Annotated in this window: 17 protein-coding genes; 16 read left to right on the top strand and 1 reads right to left on the bottom strand. The window is 29.6% G+C overall.

What is annotated here, in order from left to right; genetic code table 11:
• Positions 1-180 precede the first annotated feature (180 nt).
• The 16 genes from KPL44_RS01885 to KPL44_RS01810 all read left to right on the top strand — a co-directional run bounded on the left by KPL44_RS01885 (position 181) and on the right by KPL44_RS01810 (position 18120).
• The gene (locus KPL44_RS01885; RefSeq protein WP_216246878.1) at positions 181-1017 is read left to right on the top strand and encodes a YihY/virulence factor BrkB family protein; all 837 of its coding nucleotides are present in this window, start codon (positions 181-183) and stop codon (positions 1015-1017) included.
• Positions 1018-1658: 641 nt separating this feature from the next.
• Positions 1659-2570 carry a UTP--glucose-1-phosphate uridylyltransferase GalU gene (gene galU, locus KPL44_RS01880; protein WP_216246877.1) on the top strand — a complete coding sequence of 304 codons (912 nt, stop codon included), beginning with the start codon at positions 1659-1661 and terminating at the stop codon, positions 2568-2570.
• Between the two features lie 67 nt (positions 2571-2637).
• Positions 2638-3306 carry a sugar transferase gene (locus KPL44_RS01875; RefSeq protein ID WP_216246876.1) on the top strand — a complete coding sequence of 223 codons (669 nt, stop codon included), beginning with the start codon at positions 2638-2640 and terminating at the stop codon, positions 3304-3306.
• An 86-nt stretch (positions 3307-3392) separates the two neighbouring features.
• A complete protein-coding gene (gene rfbA / locus KPL44_RS01870) occupies positions 3393-4316 on the top strand; it encodes a glucose-1-phosphate thymidylyltransferase RfbA (RefSeq protein ID WP_216246874.1) in 924 nt (307 codons plus the stop codon).
• 38 nt (positions 4317-4354) lie between these two features.
• Positions 4355-5410, top strand: a complete 1056-nt coding sequence (rfbB, locus tag KPL44_RS01865; RefSeq protein WP_216246873.1) for a dTDP-glucose 4,6-dehydratase — start codon at positions 4355-4357, stop codon at positions 5408-5410.
• Positions 5411-5418: 8 nt separating this feature from the next.
• On the top strand, positions 5419-5976 hold the full coding sequence (gene rfbC, locus KPL44_RS01860; RefSeq protein WP_216246871.1) for a dTDP-4-dehydrorhamnose 3,5-epimerase: 558 nt from the start codon (positions 5419-5421) through the stop codon (positions 5974-5976).
• A gap of 122 nt (positions 5977-6098) precedes the next feature.
• Positions 6099-8186: a glycosyltransferase gene (locus KPL44_RS01855; protein ID WP_216246869.1), complete on the top strand. Its 2088-nt coding sequence runs from the start codon at positions 6099-6101 to the stop codon at positions 8184-8186.
• Between the two features lie 9 nt (positions 8187-8195).
• Complete coding sequence (locus tag KPL44_RS01850) at positions 8196-9707, top strand: oligosaccharide flippase family protein (RefSeq protein WP_216246867.1); 1512 nt, start codon at positions 8196-8198, stop codon at positions 9705-9707.
• A gap of 48 nt (positions 9708-9755) precedes the next feature.
• Positions 9756-10724, top strand: a complete 969-nt coding sequence (locus tag KPL44_RS01845) for a glycosyltransferase (RefSeq protein ID WP_216246865.1) — start codon at positions 9756-9758, stop codon at positions 10722-10724.
• 12 nt (positions 10725-10736) lie between these two features.
• The gene (locus tag KPL44_RS01840) at positions 10737-11762 is read left to right on the top strand and encodes a glycosyltransferase (RefSeq protein WP_216246863.1); all 1026 of its coding nucleotides are present in this window, start codon (positions 10737-10739) and stop codon (positions 11760-11762) included.
• 87 nt (positions 11763-11849) lie between these two features.
• Entirely contained in the window at positions 11850-12911 is a 1062-nt protein-coding gene (locus KPL44_RS01835; RefSeq protein ID WP_216246861.1) for a glycosyltransferase family 2 protein, read from the top strand.
• Between the two features lie 56 nt (positions 12912-12967).
• A complete protein-coding gene (locus KPL44_RS01830; RefSeq protein ID WP_216246859.1) occupies positions 12968-13636 on the top strand; it encodes a YveK family protein in 669 nt (222 codons plus the stop codon).
• A gap of 26 nt (positions 13637-13662) precedes the next feature.
• Positions 13663-14292 carry a CpsD/CapB family tyrosine-protein kinase gene (locus KPL44_RS01825; protein ID WP_216246857.1) on the top strand — a complete coding sequence of 210 codons (630 nt, stop codon included), beginning with the start codon at positions 13663-13665 and terminating at the stop codon, positions 14290-14292.
• Positions 14293-14329: 37 nt separating this feature from the next.
• The gene (cps2T, locus tag KPL44_RS01820; protein ID WP_216246855.1) at positions 14330-15481 is read left to right on the top strand and encodes a beta 1-4 rhamnosyltransferase Cps2T; all 1152 of its coding nucleotides are present in this window, start codon (positions 14330-14332) and stop codon (positions 15479-15481) included.
• A gap of 95 nt (positions 15482-15576) precedes the next feature.
• Positions 15577-16896, top strand: coding sequence for a glycosyltransferase (locus KPL44_RS01815; protein ID WP_216246854.1), 1320 nt, complete (start codon positions 15577-15579; stop codon positions 16894-16896).
• A 9-nt stretch (positions 16897-16905) separates the two neighbouring features.
• A complete protein-coding gene (locus KPL44_RS01810; protein WP_216246853.1) occupies positions 16906-18120 on the top strand; it encodes a hypothetical protein in 1215 nt (404 codons plus the stop codon).
• 398 nt (positions 18121-18518) lie between these two features.
• Here the strand turns inward: KPL44_RS01810 and KPL44_RS01805 are convergent, their stop codons facing one another.
• Positions 18519-19853: a right-handed parallel beta-helix repeat-containing protein gene (locus KPL44_RS01805; protein ID WP_216246852.1), complete on the bottom strand. Its 1335-nt coding sequence runs from the start codon at positions 19851-19853 to the stop codon at positions 18519-18521.
• Positions 19854-20011: the final 158 nt, after the last annotated feature.

The raw sequence follows: 20011 nt of genomic DNA, 5'->3' as shown, positions 1-20011 counted from the left end.
ATCTAAATATCCTATTTGATTTACAAATGAACTTGAAATATGAAGATTCCCATATACATAATTTATAAACAGTGAAGGTGAAAGTATCTAGGATGGTGACAGATAGTATATAATTAGTTTTAAACAACCTTAGTTTATGTGATGTAAAATTCCCGTAAGATGCCTAGGAAGGGGTGTTATATGTTTAAAAAATTAAAAGAACTTTTCTGTAGAATTATAGATGATGATATTACTGCTTTGGCAGGTCAGCTTGCTTATGATTTACTTTTATCATTTTTTCCTTTTTTATTGCTGCTTCTTACAATGATTAGTTATAGTGATTTAAAAAGCACAGATATTCTTATATATGTACAGCAAATAATGCCAGAGAGTACTGTTAATTTAATTTACACTACTATTAAAAATGCGTCGAGTTCAACTAATGGTCATTTAGTGTCATTAAGTATAGTAGGTATAGTTTGGTCAGGGTCTAGTGGATTTAGGGCTATAATTAAGGGGCTAAATAAAGCTTATGATGAGGAAGAAACAAGACCTTATTGGAAGACTATAGCTATATCTGTATTATTTATGGTAAGCCTTGCTTTTGCAATTGTTGCGTCAGTAGCATTGGTGGTATTTGGACAAATGATAGGAAGAACTATTGCACATAGTTTAAATCTATCAAGTGATTTTATATTAAATTGGGATATCATAAGATATCTAGTGTCTGTAGGCGGAATGGGAATTACCTTTGCAGCTTTATATCATTTTACCCCTTGCAGAAGGTTGACCTGGAAAGAGGTAATTCCTGGGGCTGTAATAAGTACTTTGTGTTGGCTGGCGGCTTCTTTAGGTTTCGCATATTATGTAAATAATTTCAATAATTACTCTATCCTATATGGTGGAATAGGGGCAGTTATAGTGCTTATGTTATGGCTTTATATAACTTCTATAATAATATTATTGGGTGGAGAAGTTAATGCGCTGTTAGCATTTGAAAAAGAGGGTAAACAAAAACCTAAGTGTAAGAAGTATTAAATTATTTTGTTTACAATATCAACTGGAAATTTAATACTTATTATATGAGTGGTAAAGAAAAATGATCAAAATCAAAATCAGAAGTAGAAATGCTTCTGATTTTTTTTGTGAAAATGAGATGTTCATCATGGGAACAGAATACTTAGAACATGCCAGTGTGGTCTTAAGGTGTAAATATTATTAACTCGATTTATTGCATTAATTTGAGTTAAAATGATATATATGGGAAAATGCATATTTGAGACTAAATAAAAAGAAAGATTTATGTCGAATGTTCACAAACTTAATAAAAAATTAACACACATTTTGTAGTATTATGGTATAATCAATTCAGTGATTAAGACAATTTTTTATTTGATTGAATTATTAATTACAGAGGTAAATATATATGATTACCATCGATTATCACGTATAAGATATAGAAAATATAATGTAATATAACATTAATTTGATAAGTGTATAAGGGTAAATTGGTCATGTTTATATTTTGGAAGGATTTGTATTTTCAAAAACGAATTGAGATAAAATTACATTTTATTAAATTAAGTATAAAAATTGAAAATGGTTTTAAAAATGTAAATAATTAAGGAAAAATATAAGTATGCTTACAAAATAATTTATAAAACAAAGGAGAAATTTAAATGAAAGTAAGAAAAGCTATTATACCAGCAGCAGGACTAGGAACAAGGTTTTTGCCAGCAACGAAGGCATTACCTAAAGAAATGTTACCTATAGTTGACAAGCCTACAATGCAATATATTATTGAGGAAGCAGTTGCGTCAGGAATAGAAGAAATATTAATTATTACAGGAAGAAATAAAAAGTCTATTGAGGATCACTTTGATAAATCGGTAGAACTAGAGCTGGAGCTTGAAAATAAACATAAAGATGGCCTTCTTAAACAGGTTAGGGAGATATCGAATTTGGTGGATATACATTTTATAAGACAAAAAGAGCCAAAAGGACTTGGACATGCTATAAATTGTGCAAGAGCTTTTGTAGGCAATGAACCTTTTGCTGTAATGCTTGGTGATGATATAGTTGATGCTAAAACTCCGTGTTTAAAACAGCTTATGGATTGTTTTGAAGAAAAAGAAGCAACAATTGTTGGAGTTCAAGAAGTGGCTAAAGAAAATGTTGATAAATATGGAATAGTTGATGGAGTTCAAATTAATGATAGAGTATACAAAGTAAATAATCTTGTTGAAAAGCCTGGAGTAGATGTTGCGCCATCTAATGTAGCTATACTTGGCAGATACATAATCACTCCTGAAATATTTGATATATTAGATAATACATTACCTGGCAAGGGCGGAGAAATTCAGTTAACGGATGCTTTAAAGACATTAATATCTAAGCAAGATATGTATGCATACATATTTGAAGGACGTAGATATGATGTGGGAGATAAATTAGGTTTTCTAGAAGCTACAGTTGAATTCGCTTTAAAAAGAGATGCTTTAAAAGTTCCCTTTATGAGATATCTTCAGAGTTTAAAAGACAATGATAAATTTAATGCTTTGTATGAAGAAGTAATGAGTGAAAAGTCATAAGTAATAGCAATACTAAATCGGGTACGTTATGGAAAGTTTAATATTCTATAAAAAGGGGGATGAATAGATGCAACAACCACAAAGAAGTTCAGAAGTTACAGAGGTAGATGAAACTTGCGAATACAAGAAAAGCCTAGGATATTTTATAATAAAAAGAATAATTGACGTTATTGGATCTTTAAGCGGAGTTATATTAATAAGTCCGGTGATGATTATTGTTGCTATATGGATTAAGATTGATTCAAAGGGGCCTGTATTTTTCGCTCAAAGTAGAGTTGGGCGAGATGGGAAAAAATTTATGATGTATAAATTTAGGTCTATGTGCTCTGATGCAGAATGTCTTTTAGGGAAACTTAAAAAAGAGAACGAGATGTCAGGACCTATGTTTAAGATGAAAGATGATCCTAGAATAACCAAGGTTGGGAAGTTTGTACGTAAAACAAGTATAGATGAACTTCCACAACTTTTTAATATATTAAAAGGGGAAATGTCATTGGTTGGACCAAGACCAAGTTTGCCTAAGGAAGTAGTACAGTTTACATCTTTTCAAAAAAGAAGATTAGTTGCAAAACCAGGCTTAACTTGCTATTGGCAGGTTAGAGGTAGAAGTGATGTTAGTTTTGAAGAGTGGATGGAAATGGATGTTGAATACATAGAAGAAAGAAATACATGGATAGATATAACCCTTATATTTAAGACAGTAGGGGTTTTGTTTGGAGATGAGGGTGCAAGATAAGGTTAACTCTAAATTGCAAGTTTAGAGTTTTTAAAATTAAGGAATGTTTTTGAACTTAATAAATTATAAGAGGAGGAAATATAATTATGAAAGGCATTATATTAGCTGGGGGATCAGGTACAAGGCTTTACCCTGTTACACAAGCAGTATCAAAACAAATGGTGCCGATATATGATAAACCAATGATTTATTATCCATTATCTGTTTTAATGCTTGCTGGGATAAGAGAAATACTTATAATTTCAACGCCAAGGGATTTACCTGGTTTTAAGGAGTTATTTAATGATGGCAGTAAATTGGGTCTTAAAATAGAGTATGCAGTTCAGGAAGAACCTAATGGACTCGCCGAAGCATTTATAATCGGAGAAGAGTTTATTGGTGATGATAAAGTAGCTATGATTCTCGGGGATAATATATTCTGGGGACAAAGTTTTTCTCAAAGTCTTAATAAGGCAGCGATTCTTGAGGAGGGTGCTATCATTTTTGGATATTATGTTAATGATCCAACTTCATTTGGAGTTGTTGAGTTTGATGAAGAGGGAAATGTACTTTCGCTTGAAGAGAAACCTGAAAATCCCAAATCTAAATATGCTATTCCGGGACTATATTTTTATGATAACACAGTTGTAGAAAAAGTTAAAAGATTAAAACCATCGGTGCGAGGAGAACTTGAAATTACCGATTTAAATAGAATGTATATGGATGAGCAAAAGCTTAAGGTAAACTTACTTGGAAGAGGCCTTGCTTGGCTTGATACAGGAACACATGCCTCAATGCTTAAGGCTTCAAACTTTGTAGAAGCAGTTCAGAGTACTCAAGGAACATATATATCTTGCCTAGAAGAAATTTCTTATAGAAAAGGGTGGATAACTATGAAAAAACTAAAAGCGCTAGCAAAACCGCTTTTAAAAACTGGATATGGAAATTATTTAATGGATATTGCTATGGAATATAAAAAAACAAATATAGCAGCATTAAAAGAATTAGCTAATATTGAGCAAATAAAATAAATAATATATAACAAGGATAAAATTTGGAGGAAAATAATATGAAAACTTACTTAGTAACAGGTGGAGCAGGATTTATAGGATCAAATTTTGTTCATTATATGTTAAAAAAATATTTAGATATTAAAATAGTAAATTTAGACAAGCTAACTTATGCAGGAAATTTGGAAAATCTTAAAGAAATTGAAGACAGAACAAATTATACTTTTGTTCAAGGTGATGTATGTGATAAGGAATTAGTAGAGAAGTTATTTAAGAGGTATGATTTTGACTATGTTGTTAACTTTGCAGCAGAATCACATGTGGATAGAAGTATAAAAGACCCTGAAATATTTGTGCAAACCAATGTACTTGGAACAGTAAACCTTCTAAACAATGCAAAAATCGCATGGGAAACCCCAAATGGGTTTAAGAATGGTGCAAAATTCCTTCAGGTTTCAACAGATGAGGTATATGGTTCGCTTAGCGATACTGGGTATTTTGTAGAAACAACTCCTATAGATTCACATAGCCCATACGCCTCATCAAAGGCTGCTAGTGACTTAATGGTAAAGGCATATTCTGATACATATAAAATGCCAATTAACATAACTAGATGTTCAAATAATTATGGAGCATACCAATTTCCAGAGAAACTTATACCTCTTTTAATAAACAATTGTTTAAACCATGAGGATTTGCCGGTATATGGAGATGGCTTAAATATTAGGGACTGGCTATATGTAGAAGACCATTGCAAAGCAATAGACATGGTAATAGAGAGTGGACGTCTTGGAGAGGTTTATAATATTGGTGGACATAATGAGAAAACAAACATATTAATAGTCAATAGTATTATTTCTTATTTAAATGAAAATGTGGATAAGGAAATAACACGGGATTTGATTAAACATGTTGAGGATAGATTAGGTCATGATAGAAGATACGGAATAGATCCGACAAAAATAAAGGATGAACTAGGATGGTATCCTGAAACCACCTTTGAAGTTGGAATAAAAAGGACAATTCAGTGGTATCTTGATAATAAAAAATGGATGAAAAATGTTACGACTGGAGAATATCAAAAGTATTATAAAAAGATGTATAAAGGAGTATAAGAAATATAATGGGAAAATTTAAGTTTATAGGGACTGAAATAAAAGATTTATATATAATAGAACCTACAGTTTTTGGAGATAACAGAGGATATTTTATGGAGACATATAACTATGATGAGTTTAAAGAAGCAGGTCTTAATATGGTATTTGTTCAAGATAATGAATCTAAATCTAAAAAGGGAGTACTTAGGGGATTACATTTTCAAAGGGAGTATTCTCAAGGAAAACTTGTGAGGGTTCTAAGCGGTGAAGTGTTTGATGTAGCTGTGGATTTAAGGGCCACTTCTCAAACCTATGGTAAATGGTTTGGCGTAATGCTGAGCGGGGAGAATAGAAGGCAGTTTTATGTACCAGAAGGGTTTGCTCATGGCTTCCTTGTAACATCAGATGAGGCGACTTTTGTATATAAATGTACTAATTTATATCATCCTGAATTTGAAGGTTCAATAACCTGGAATGATTCGGACATAGCAGTGGAGTGGCCACTAGACGGTATAGGGGAAGTACTACTTTCAGAGAAAGATAAAAAAGCACAATGCCTAAAAGCTGCAAATGTGAGATTCTAACGACATTTTATGTCGTTAGTATTTCATTTTAACAGCACCATAGGTGATGAATACAGCACTGAAAGTGATGAATAACTAAAAGAGATAGGAGTTAATATTGTAGCTCCGAAGGAGATGATTTAATGAACAACCCCTTGATTTCAATTATAGTACCAATTTACAATGTCGAGGTTTATATAAGAAACTGTGTTGATAGTATATTAGGGCAATCATATGAAAATATTGAAATTATACTTGTTGATGATGGATCTCCAGATAATTGTGGAGACATTTGCGATGAGTATAGATCAAAAGATAAAAGAATAAAAGTAATACATAAAAAAAATGGTGGATTAAGTTCTGCAAGAAATGCTGGGATAGATATTGCAACTGGGGACTATCTAGGATTTATTGATAGTGATGATTGGATAGAAAAGGATATGTATGAATCATTATATAATGCTTTGACTTCTCATAAGGCTGATATTTCAGTTTGCGGTAGATATATTGTAGAGGCAGATAAAATAACGACAATCTCAGATAGTGAAAAGGCCGAGGTGTTTACAAGAAGTGAAGCATTATCAGAACTAGTTCTTGATGAGTATAGCGGCATGAAGAACTTTGCATGGGACAAGCTTTATAAGAAAGAATTATTTAATGATATTAGATATCCAGAAGGAAAGTATTATGAGGATATATTTACTACATATAAATTGTTTTCAAAATCAAATAAAATTGTGGATATAAAAAGTCCAAAATATTATTATTTGTTAAGGGGTGACAGTATCTGTGGTAGCAACACTGCTAGTAAAAGATATGATTATTGCCTGGCTAATATCAAGTGTTTAGAATATATAAAAAGCCTAGAACCATTACTTGGGGACATGTGTGACAAGCAGTTATTTAATAGATTACATTTTTGTTTAAATGATATGTTGTTACTTGATTACGGCACGGATGATTATGATATTCAAATAAATGAAATTATAGGTAAATTAAAACAAAATTATTCTATCCTAAGAAATAGTGATGAAATGGGATTAAAACAGAAACTGTCCTTAATGTTTATAGCTAATTATCCTAATTTATATACTACCATTTACCCAAGGCATAAGATAAATAAGACAAAAATAATAAATTTACTAAAACCAATTATTTCACCAAGACTTTTAAATAAAATAAAATATATTAAGTTAAAAGGTAAAGGATATAAAGAAACAAAATATCTATATGAAACAAAGGTGGAACAAAAACGAATTTTTATCATAGGGACACCGAATCATGGTAATTTGGGCGATCATGCTATTGCATATGCGGAAGAGAAAATATTAAAGGATAATTTTAAGGATTTTATAATTATAGAAATAGTTACAGCGGATATAATTAAGCATATAAAAAATTTGAAAAAGAATGTTAAAAAGGATGATATCTTTGTTCTACAAGGTGGAGGAAACTTAGGAGATGAATATATCTGGGAAGAAGAAGGAAGACGGAAAATCATTTCTGAATTTAAAGATAATAAGATTATTTTATTCCCACAATCAATATACTTTAAAGAAACTGTTACTGGTAAAACAGAACTTAGTAAAACTAAAACAATCTATAATGAACATAAAAATTTAATTATGGTTGCAAGAGAAGAAACATCTTATAACATAATGAAAGAAACATTTGTAAATAGTAAAGTGATTTTAACTCCAGATATTGTTTTATATTTAAATGAGACTTATCCAAAATTTGAGCGAAAAGGTGTTTTATTAAGTCTTAGACAGGATAAAGAAGGGCTCTTATCTTCACAGCAAAAGGATAATATTCGAAGCGAGGCCCAAAGTAATTTTGATAAGATAATTATTACAGATACTGTAGATGTCTTTACGACGTATGAAGATAAAATTTTGCAATATATGATTAATATAAATCAAAGAGAGAAAAGATTGAAAATGAAATGGAACCAGTTTAAAGAAGTCGAAGTAGTTATCACTGATAGGTTACATGGATTGGTATTTTGTGCAATTACATCAACACCTTGTATTGTTATCGCAAATTACAATCACAAAGTTAAAGATACTTACGCTTGGCTTAAAGATTTGAATTATATTAAATTTGTAAATGATGTAGAGGAGGTTCCTGGTTTAATAAAGGAACTTAAAGGGATAGAAATTAAAGAGTATGATAATTCATTCGCTATGAAGAATTATGAAAAAATATTAGAAGTAATGAAGCAGAGGTGAAGGTAAGATTTGAAAAACGGTATGAAAAAAGCTGTAATTATAACATATATAACTATAATAATTGGGAATGTAATTTCATTGATGTATACACCGTTTATGTTAAGCAAACTTGGAAAAGCTGAATATGGATTATTTTCTTTAGTAAATTCAATAGTAGCTTATATTTATCTTCTAGATTTAGGATTTGGAAATGCCGTTATTAGATATAATTCTAAATATATGGTAGAGAAAAATGAGGATGGACGAAAAAAAGTAAACGGAATGTTTTTATCATTGTATCTGATTTTGGGTTTGATATCCATGATCGTCGGAATAATAATCTATTTCAACTTAGGAAAAATAATGAGTAAGAGTTTAAGTCCTGATGAGATCAATAGAACAAAGCAAATGTTTATGGTCGCTATAGTTAACATATCATTATCATTTCCTTTAAGTATATTTAATTCAATAATAACGGCACATGAAAAATTTGTGTATATAAAAATAATCAATCTATTAAGAACAATCTTGAACCCTGCAATTATGATAACTGTATTGTTATTTGGATCTAGAGCGTTTGGAATGGTTATAGGATCAACGGTCTTTAATATCTTGCTTGGACTAGTTAACGTTATATATTGTTTTAAGATATTAAAATTAAAAATAAAATTTGCAGGATTTGATAAAGCACTATTTGCCGAGATATTTAATTACTCATTTTTTGTGTTCCTTAGTGCAATAGCATATCAAATATATTGGAATTCAGATCAACTAATACTGGCAATTTTTGTTGGAGCAGCACCAATTGCTATATACGCAGTTTCATCACAATTTAATACATATTTTTTATCATTATCTAATGTTTTATCAAGTATGTTTTTACCAAAGCTTACAAAGATGGTAACAGTCGAGGAAAACAGAAATGATCTAATGAGATTATTAACAAAAATAGGTAGAATTCAATATTACATATGTAGTTATATTTTTGTAGGTTTTGTTTTAGTAGGGAAACAATTTATTGTGCGTTGGGTAGGGACAGGATACTCATTTTGTTATGTCATTGCAATAATACTGATGTTCCCTCAAATATTTTCAATTATCCAATCACTTTTTGCGACAATGCTCGAAGCAATGAATAAACATAGAGTGAAGGCATACATATACTTATCTATTGCCATCATAAATATACTTTTATCAATAGTACTAGTTCAAAAATATCAAGGACTTGGATGTGCAATTGGTACAGCAATAGGGATGATCATAAATGCCGTGGCAAACAATATATATTATAAATTTGTTATAAAGCTAGATATAAAATACTTTTGGATGAACATATTAAAATTAGTAATTCCAACTAGTATAACATTTGGTTTAGGATTCTTAGCTTTATCTCTGTTTAGTTTGACATCGTATATTTCAATTTTGATGTTTGGTATTCTATTCACGATAATATATTTCATAGTTTTTTGGATTATGGGATTTAATAAATATGAGAAGAAAATCTTCATATCAGTCCTAAGCAAAGGTCGGATTAAACAATAAATTTAAATCACTAGGAGTTTTAGACAAAATATTTAATGAGGTGTTTTAATGGAAGTTAATAAACAACAATTAGTGTCTGTAATTATGAGTGTATATAACGAAAAAGAAAAATGGTTAATGGAAGCAATAGAATCAATCCTAAATCAAAGTTATAGAAGTTTAGAATTTATTATTATTTTAGACAATCCTAGTAATAAAAAGTTAGAGAACATAATTAAATTTTACAACAAAAAAGATGCTAGAATACGATTCTTCAAAAACGAAAAAAACATTGGATTAGTTAGGAGCTTAAATAAAGCTTTAACATATGTAAAGGGTGATTTTATAGCAAGAATGGATGCAGATGATATATCACTAGTGAGTAGAATTGACAAACAAATTGAATATCTAAAGAGTCATCTAGATGTGGATTTTATGGGTGCTAGATGTATTAATATAGATGAGGATGGAAAAGAATTATATAGAGATGAAATTATGCCAGTGGATATGAAATTAATAAAGAGTTGCCTTCTAAATGTAGATTTTATTAATCATCCAACCTGGTTTTTTAGAAAAGAATGTATAGATAAAAATGAAGGTTATAGAGAAATTACATGTGCAGAGGATTATGACTTCCTATTAAGACTTATAACTAATGGATTTAAACTTGGTAATACTAATGAGTTTTTAGTTAGATATAGGATTCGCAAGAGTGGAATATCCAAAAGTAATTCTCTTCAACAGCTCTTATACTCAAAACACGTTGTTAAGATGTATAAAGATAGAGTGAAATACGGGCATGAAAATGAGAAAGTAGAAGAACTTTCAAATATTAAAATTAATGTACATCAAGAAAAAAGATATAGTCTAGCATTAGAAGGGCTTACTAAATCAAAACTATATAAGAATAAAAATCAGATTTATAGAATTTATTTAATATTAACAAGCTGTATGCGCTCAAAATATTTACGAATTTTACTTAAGGATATCATTTTTCATAAAGTTAAGAAACTAATGTATATAAAGAAGGCTAACTAGGGGGAATGTTTTTTGGATAGAGTTGATGTCAGTATTATAATACCTGTTTACAATGTAGAGGAATTTTTGCCAAAATGTTTAGATAGCGTTATTAATCAAACTATTGATAATAAAGAGATTATTGTAATAAATGATGGCTCTACAGATAATTGTTATGAAATACTTAAAGAATATAAAAAGAAATTTCCTGAATTAGTTATTATAAATAAAAAGAATAGTGGTATTAGTGAAACTCGAAATGCTGGGCTCAAAGCAGCAAGGGGTGAATACATAGCATTTGTTGATAGTGATGATTTTGTAGAGCTTGATATGTTTGAGAAAATGTATAAAACAGCTACTAATGGAAATATTGACATAGTTATTTGTAATTACATATTGTATAAAGAAGGACAAATTGCGCAGCATTCTAATTATAAGAAAATAGAAGGAATTGATAAAGAAGGTTTTTTAGATAAAGGTGAGGCCCTTAAGATGTTTTTGTTAAATGATATCAAGGGTTATGTTTGGAATAAGCTGCATAAAAGAGAACTTTTTTTTGAAAATAAAATTTCATTTCCGGATTTTGTAGTATGTGAGGATACTCCAGTTGGATTTTTATTACTTGCAAACGCAAATAGGATTTATTCAATGATAGAACCACTTTATTATTATAGGCAAAGAGAGTTATCACTTACAAGAACATTTTCAATTAAATCAATGAAAGATATGATAGACGGATGTTATATAATGAGAGATTTTATAACAAAGAACCCGCTTATTTATGGTGAGTTAATCGATTATTATAAAGTTTATTTGATAAAAACTTTATGGGCTATACATAATAAATACTTTATACAAAGCTCTGAAACTGGAGATAAGAAATATTACGTTGAGTTTAAAGAGATAGTATCAAAAGAGATAGATAATTTACAAATTTCAGAAATAATAAGGAATAGTAAGCTAACATTTAAAGATAAAGTTAATATATTGCTTATAAAAACAAAAACGTATGGCCTTATTTTCCCTCTATTGTACAAGATTAAAAATGTTATGAAGTAAAAAACATTGCTATTATTACCAATAGAATTTTGTATAATTAAAGGTTATGATTAAAAGCACCGAAGGTCATTATTAAGGAGTGTTAGTATGGTGAAGATAAGTATTATAGTTCCGATTTATAATGGAGCAAAATATATCAAAGAGTGTTTAGAGATGATAATAAATCAAACATTTAAAGATTTTGAATTAATAATAATAGATGATGGATCTACTGATAACAGTAAGGAAATGTGCAACGAATATGCAAAGATTGATTCTAGAATCAAATTAATTAGTAAAAAAAATGGAGGAACCTGGGCTGCTAGAAATAGGGGAATAGATGAATCCATTGGTAAATATATTATATTTTTAGATTGTGACGATTGGTATGAGATCAATTTATTTGAGAAAATGTATGAAAGTATAAAAAATGATGATGTGGATCTAGTTATATCAGGTCAAACCAATGTTTTTGTAGATAAGAATGGAGAAATTATCAGAAAAACTACTGTATTACCAAAGAAACAAAATTTTAAAACGAAAGATGAAATTTTGTCAAATTATATACTACTTAGAGAAGAAGAAATTGGTGATACTCTATGGAATAAAATTTACAAATCAGAGATTATTAAAAGATACAATTTGAAGTTTGAGAATTATAAACGTGGAGAAGACACAATATTTAATGCTAACTATTATCAGCATATAGACAAATGCATAGTCATTACAGAAGCTTTATATAATTACAGAATTGAAAATGCAAATCCAGTATGGCTTAAATACTGTGATAATTATTTGGATATTGTAATGAGCGAAAATGATACTATCGTAGATAAACTTAAAGAATGGGGTAAATATAGCAAGGATGCTAGGGAGTACCAAGCAACTCATTTTACTTATCGTATAATTGAGTATTTTTATAAGATAACTTACTCTAGAAGTTTTTTGAATTTGGAAAGTAAAATAGAGCAAAAATCAACTTTAAGAAGTAAAAGCCAAGAAATATTAAACTTATTAGATAATGAAGAAGTTAGAAAGAATTTGGATGATTCCAAGGTGATTGGTAAATTCCATAAATTACTTGTTAAGTCTATGAAATCAAGAAATGTTGAATTGATATTGTTTTTAGTAAGGATCAAATTGGTATATAACAATATAAAAGGTCTATAGATCTAAAATTAATAAAACAATATCATAAAAAGAACAATTACCATGGAGGTATTATAATGAATAATGAAACTACAAAAGGATATAAAGAATTTATAAATGTTCTAAAAAGAGGAAAATGGATTATATTGCTTGTAACAATACTAGCAACATTAACAGCGACTTTACTTAGCTATTATTCTATGAAAAATTCTAAACCAATGTATCAAACAATAACAAGCGTTGTAATAGGAAATAAAGAAGATATAGTTAATGCAAAAAGTTTAAGTCCTACATTTGAGCAAATCGCAAACTCTAGTACTATACCAAAGAACGCTAGCTTATTATTAAAAGGTTCTGTACCAGTTTTAAAGTTGCAAAAGAGTTATGAGGTTACTGTATCAGCTGATGCTCCGATACTTACAATTACAGCTAGTGGAGAATCACAAAAGCAGTCTATAGCTATAGCAAACGCTGTTATAACATCCTATTCAAGAGAAGTAAAGAGAATATATCCTTCGCAGGTGATGAAAATAATGGAGAATTCGGGACAGAGCGATCTTATAAATAATAAATTTAAATCTATGAACGTAATATTAGCGTTTTTACTTGGATTGTTCCTTTCGGTATTTATTGTAACATTTATAGGGTTCTTTGATGAAAAGATTAGGACCAAAGATGATGTGGAGAAATATTTAGGTCTACATGTTCTCGGAAATTTACCAAAAAGAAATAAATCGGATATTTAATATTAATTAGAAGGGAGATGTATTTAATGGGAGAAACAAAATATGCAGAGTATCTTAATTTAGACGCAATTAATTTAAAAGCATTTAACGGACTAAAAGCAAATATTCAGCTCTTAAACGCGGATAGTGAAAAAAAGGTTATTATGATAACAAGTGCAGAAAGTAGCGAAGGTAGATCAACTACAACATCATATCTTTCACTATTACTTGCAAAAAGTGGTAAAAAAACTATAATTGTTGATTGTGATCTGAAAAAACCAAATATACACAACATGTTTGGCTTAACAAACGATAAAGGACTTGTGAATTATTTATCCGGGGATGTATTGTTTGAAAAAGTAGTTAAGACTACGGAGATAAAGAATTTATCTATACTGACTTCTGGTGCATCAACATTAAATTATGCTGAACTTTTTGTATCGTCGAGATTTAATGAATTTATAATTTCATTAAAGAAAGATTATGATTATATCATTATTGATACACCTCCGATCACAATAGGTGCTGATGCTGAGGTTTTATCAAGATATACTGATGGATGTGTTCTTGTTGTTAAATCAGGGAAAACAGAAAGAAAATCTGCCCACACGGCTAAAGAAATTCTTCAAAAAGTGCATGCTAATATTATAGGTGTATTTCTAAATGGAACGGACTAAAGATAATTTTATAAAACAAAAATAGAGGTGTAAACAAATGACAGATGTATTCATTATAGGTTCTAAAGGAATACCATCTAATTATGGTGGATTCGAGACTTTCGTAGATAAATTAACTCTTTATAAAAAAAAGCAGGATATCATGTATCATGTGGCTTGCCTAAATGTTAAGGAAGAAGAGTTTTATTATAATAAAGCAAGATGTTTTAATGTTAATGTAAAAGACATAGGTAGTGCGAAAGCAGTACTTTATGATTTGCAAGCTTTAAGCAAATCAATAAAGTATATTAAGGAAAAGAAATTATCTAATTCAATTGTTCTTATTCTTGCTTGTCGTATTGGTCCATTTATATCATTTTACAAGAAACAACTCAAGGATTTGGGAATAAAGCTTTATATAAATCCTGATGGACATGAATGGAAACGTAGTAAATGGAGTGTGCCTGTGAGGAATTATTGGAAGTTTTCTGAGAAACTGATGGTAAAACATGCAGATTTACTAATATGTGATTCAAGAGGTATAGAGGATTACATAAATACAGATTATGATATGTACAAGCCTAATACTACATTTATAGCTTATGGAGCGGAAATTGGAAGATCTAAGCTAATGGAGAAGGATGATGGTATAACAAACTTTTTTGACGATTTTTTAATAAAAAGGAAAGAATATTACTTAATTGTTGGCAGGTTTGTACCAGAGAACAGTTATGAAACTATGATAAGAGAGTTTATGAAATCGGATGTTAATAAGGATCTTGTTATAATTACAAATGTGGAGAAAAATAAATTTTATGAAAGATTGCTGAAGGCTACGAACTTTACTAGCGACACGCGAATAAAATTTGTAGGAACTGTTTATGATAATGAACTTCTAAAAAAGATAAGAGAAGAAGCATTTGCATATATTCATGGACATTCAGTGGGAGGAACGAATCCTTCACTTCTTGAAGCCTTATCGAGTACGGATATTAATCTGCTTTTAGATGTTAATTTTAATAAAGAAGTTGGGAAAAACGGAGCTATGTATTTTAGTGATGAAGATGGTAATTTAGCTTCTTTAATAAGCAAAGCAGAAAAATTAACAGAAAATGAGATTGTAGCTATGTCTACAAGAGCTACAAACAGAATAAAAGATTCTTACTCTTGGGACAAGATTGTTCATGATTACGAAGAGCTTTTTTTATAAGTTTAAGGAGGCGTCGACTTATTAAAATATTGCATTATTCTCTTGGATTACCTCCACTACGGACTGGAGGATTAACTAAATATTCTGTAGATCTTATGTTAGAACAAGTTGCAGGTGGTAATAACGTTACAATATTATATCCTGGTCATTTCACGATTGATAAAAAATTACGAATTGATGAGAATAAGTCATTTAAGGGTGTTAAAGTATATGAAATACTAAACCCAATTGATATTCCACTACTTAGCGGAATACCAAGTCCAGAGACATATTTTAAAGATAGAGATATAAGTGTATATATAGATTTCTTGAAAAAATTAAAAGTAAAAGTTTTACATATCCATACACTGATGGGTTTAGATAAAGAGCTTGTAGCAGCTGCAAAGAAATTAAATATAAAAACCATATTTACTTCTCATGATTATTTTGGTATATGCCCTAAAGTCAATCTTATTGATTTGCAAGGGGAAATATGCGAGGAATATAATAATGGAGAGAACTGCATAACATGTAATAGAAATGGATACAGTAATTCCTTGGTATTTTTTATGCAGTCAAGAACTTATAGATATTTAAAAAATAGTAGTATTATAAAAAAGCTAAGAGCTTATAAGCAGAAATTAATTATTAAAAAAAATCATGAATTAACTGAAACTGAACTTGCAAATGAAGAAAAAAACAATAAAAATAATCCTTCGGCTACTGGATATGTTAGATTTAGGAAAAATTCTATTGATATACTTAATAATATCGATTTTATTCATTATAATAGCAGTGTGGCAAAGAATACATATGAGAGATATATAAACAATGTAAATAGTACAGTTCTTAATATTTCTCATTCAAATATAAAGGATAATAGAATGAAAAAACATAGTAATAGCAAAGAACCATTAAAAATAACATATATCGGGTCGATAGAGAAGTATAAAGGGTTATATTTTCTATTAGATGTGCTTAGACAACTACTTAAAGATAATATTAGCAAATGGAATTTGAATGTTTATGGAAAGAATGTAAATATAAATATAGATGAGTTTATGGGGAAAGTAAAGATAAAGGGTACCTATGTTTATTCTGACCTTGAGGAATTATTTAAGAATACAGATGTATTGATAGTTCCAAGCATCTGGTATGAGACATTTGGATATATAGCACTTGAGGCATTTTCTTATGCCGTACCTGTAATTTTAACTGATCTTGTAGGGTTTAAAGATATGGTAAAATCCGGAACTACTGGCATAGTAATAAAAGCCGACGAGGATGAATTATATAAAAATTTAGGAGCTATAATAGAGGATAGAGAAAAACTATCGTATATTAATAATAATATACTAAATCTAGCAAGTATTTATACAATGGAAAAACATGCATCGGATATAATGGAATTGTACTCAGGTCTGATTAAAGAATAGGAGAAATAAATGGAAATATTAATGGCATTATTGTATTGCTTTCATCAGATGTTTGCCAATTTACCTTTTGTTAGTAAAACATTAACCGGTAATTTAGATCTGTTTTATGCATTGGGGATGCTCGGCATTGTCTTTGTTATATTTAAAAAAAAGAGAGATATTTCACTCTTAATAATATGTGCTTTACCGATTGTGATTTATGGGATCATTCAAGGAATGGTAATACAAAATGTAGAAATGCAAAAACTTTTGGTTAATATTTCTAAAATTACTATATGCATTTCTTTAATGATTTTGGTATCGAGAAAAATTCATGACTTTAAGATTAAAAAGTTTATTGATTATATTTGTAGAATCTACTTAATACTTACACCTATAGCGATTGTTCTAAAACAAAATGATTATTTATGGAGGCTTCATGATACTATAAATAAATATAATCTTGTAAGACTAAATTTATTTTACATAGAACCTAGTGAGCTAGGTTTTCACTTATCTATAATAATCCTTATATTAATGTATTTAATTATTAAAGAAAAAACTCATAAGGTGCAAGCTAAATATATAGTCTATATGATAGATTGTTTAGGCCTATTAGCATTATCTGGAGCTTACGGATCATCAGTAATGTTATTTTCCACCATAATATTCATATCATTTATTATAATTATAACAAAACTGAATTTTAAAAACATTTTAGTTGGATATGGATTAATAATGGTCTTTACCATAATAACAATATTGTTCGTAGTAACGAAATCGTCAATGTATATGAGAACAGTGGATACGTTAAATGGAAAAGATTCTTCCAACAGTTACAGAGTAAATGTCACTCAGGAATTCACATCTACAGCAATAACTAAGACAGAAGGCATCGGAGTAGGTTTTGGAAATCTTAATACCGACAATACTAGGAAAATCTTTAAATCTACTGGAATGACAGCAGTAGTAGCAGCATCATATCCGTATTTTATTGCAGAGGGTGGTTTATTTGGGATAATATATTTAGTTTTATTACTCACACTACTCGCGATTAACGTAGGTATCAAAAAAAATATGTTACTCGCAAACCTTCTGTTATTTAGTTTCTTATATCAGATTTACGGTGGTTATTTTACAAACCCATTAAATTGGATTATATATGGATTAATACTAAGCAGGTGGACACCTGATAAGATAGAATTAGAAGATAATTTAGGCATAAGGAAAGAGATAATCTCATAGATTATCTCTTTTCCTTTGTATTTCTCCTGTGTGACTTGCAATATGAGCTTGAAACGTGAAATTGCATTAAGGAATTCTAATCTTTTGAAAATATAAAATTCTCTATCCTCTGGGTAGCTCTCTGGGGGGCGTAACAATTATCAATTGTTACGTGCTCACACTCGACGTCCTGTCTCGGCTTCGCTAGACTGGACCTCTGGGTAGTTCTATGGGGCACATAACAATTATTAATTGTTATGCATCCTGGCAGTCTTACGAGAAGTTTATATTAGCAAAAAAAGAATTCTAAATGCAATTTCAATTGTTTCTGTGCTTCTTATTGCAAGTCACTTCCGGAGAAATTCCAATTATTCTGTATTTACGACTAAGATAGAAGCAACAGGAATGGTGGTACCCTTTTATTTTCCAATTGTCATTTTAGCATACTCATGAAGTCCAATTTTGTAACCTTTTATTGTATTGTTATCTATCGTGTTGTGCTGATCTGTATTAGAAGTTGAATATATACCACTCTTGGATATTATTCCATTATTTGAGCTAATCTTATTATCCTTAATTGTTATATGTTGAGGCTGAGCTTTTCCATTTGAGTCCAGCAATATTCCATTACCTTTCTCAGGAGCTTTATTATCATTTTCGCCATTTGTATTATTTATAATATTATTAGATACAGTGTTATTAGAGCTTCCAGCAGTTATATCAATACCATTCTTTTGTGCTGATAACACTTTGTTTCCAGTAGCAGTTGTATTTGATGTTTCATACAAACATATTGCTCCTAGATTGCCAACACCTTTGATAGATTCTTCTACTGTATTGTTTTTAACAATGTTATTTTTAGTTTGCCATACTTCTATTTGATTAAATCTATTATTTTTAGAAACATTTCCTATAAGAGAATTTCCACTTGTAACTTTCTTGTCTCCACCATAAATAGTGAGGCCTTCCTGACCATTACCGATGCATGTATTACCACTTGCTACAGAGTTTGTTGTACCTTTTCCAGTTGTTGAATTAAAACCGAATATCACTCCTTGTCCGCCGCTATTTTTTAACACATTGTTTGTCACGGAGATTTTGTTTCCATTTAAGCAGTAAATATGGCCACTTATTTGTTCCTTTTGATAACCACCAAAAACTTTGTCATTATCAAAATTATTCTTATCGATTGTAATATTAGAACTATCGTTATCTATTTTAACCCCATATTTACGAATATCATTGAAATAAGAATTTGTAATATTACAGTTGCTACTTGCAGATATATTTAATGCAACATAATCAATTTTGTTTGTAAATTTACATTCAGTTACATTTAGTCCTTTTTTCAAATCAACGTTTATTGCGGTAGAGCAATTTTGAAACTCTATACCTTGAAAACTGTTGTCATTTCCTGCAAGAAATAAAGTATTTTTGCCAGTACCAATGAATACTGCTTTATTTTTTGAAAGTAATCTTATTCCATCTGGAAGTTTTACACTACCGTGAAGACTATATTTACCTTCTGGTAACTTTAGTGTACTTCCACTTGGGTATGAATTTATCATTTTCTGAAATGCGGCTGTTGTGTCCGTAGCTCCAGTTATGTCTAATGAGTATTTTTTTATATCATTCTTATTGATGTTATGAAGTGAAAGATCTTTCGTTTTGTTAATTACTACAAATGTCCCTATGAGAAATGCAAAGGAGACTATTATAATAATTATGACTGTTTTATTTTTTAAAAATTTCATATATCCACCCTTTATTTTCATATTAGTAAATTTTCTATAATATTAAAATTACTTTAGTAGGAGCATAGTTTAGTATGCCCAGCCGCCCAGGAGTAATTCAATCCAATATTCCGGAGTGAATTATAAATAAAAACAAAGGATAAAGTCTACAAATATTA

It is taken from the genome of Clostridium sp. DSM 17811, assembly GCF_018861905.1.
GTDB lineage: Bacteria > Bacillota > Clostridia > Clostridiales > Clostridiaceae > Clostridium_AD > Clostridium_AD frigoriphilum.
The sequence above is the reverse complement of the archived record's forward strand: the minus strand, read 5'-3'. Positions and strand labels throughout refer to the sequence as shown.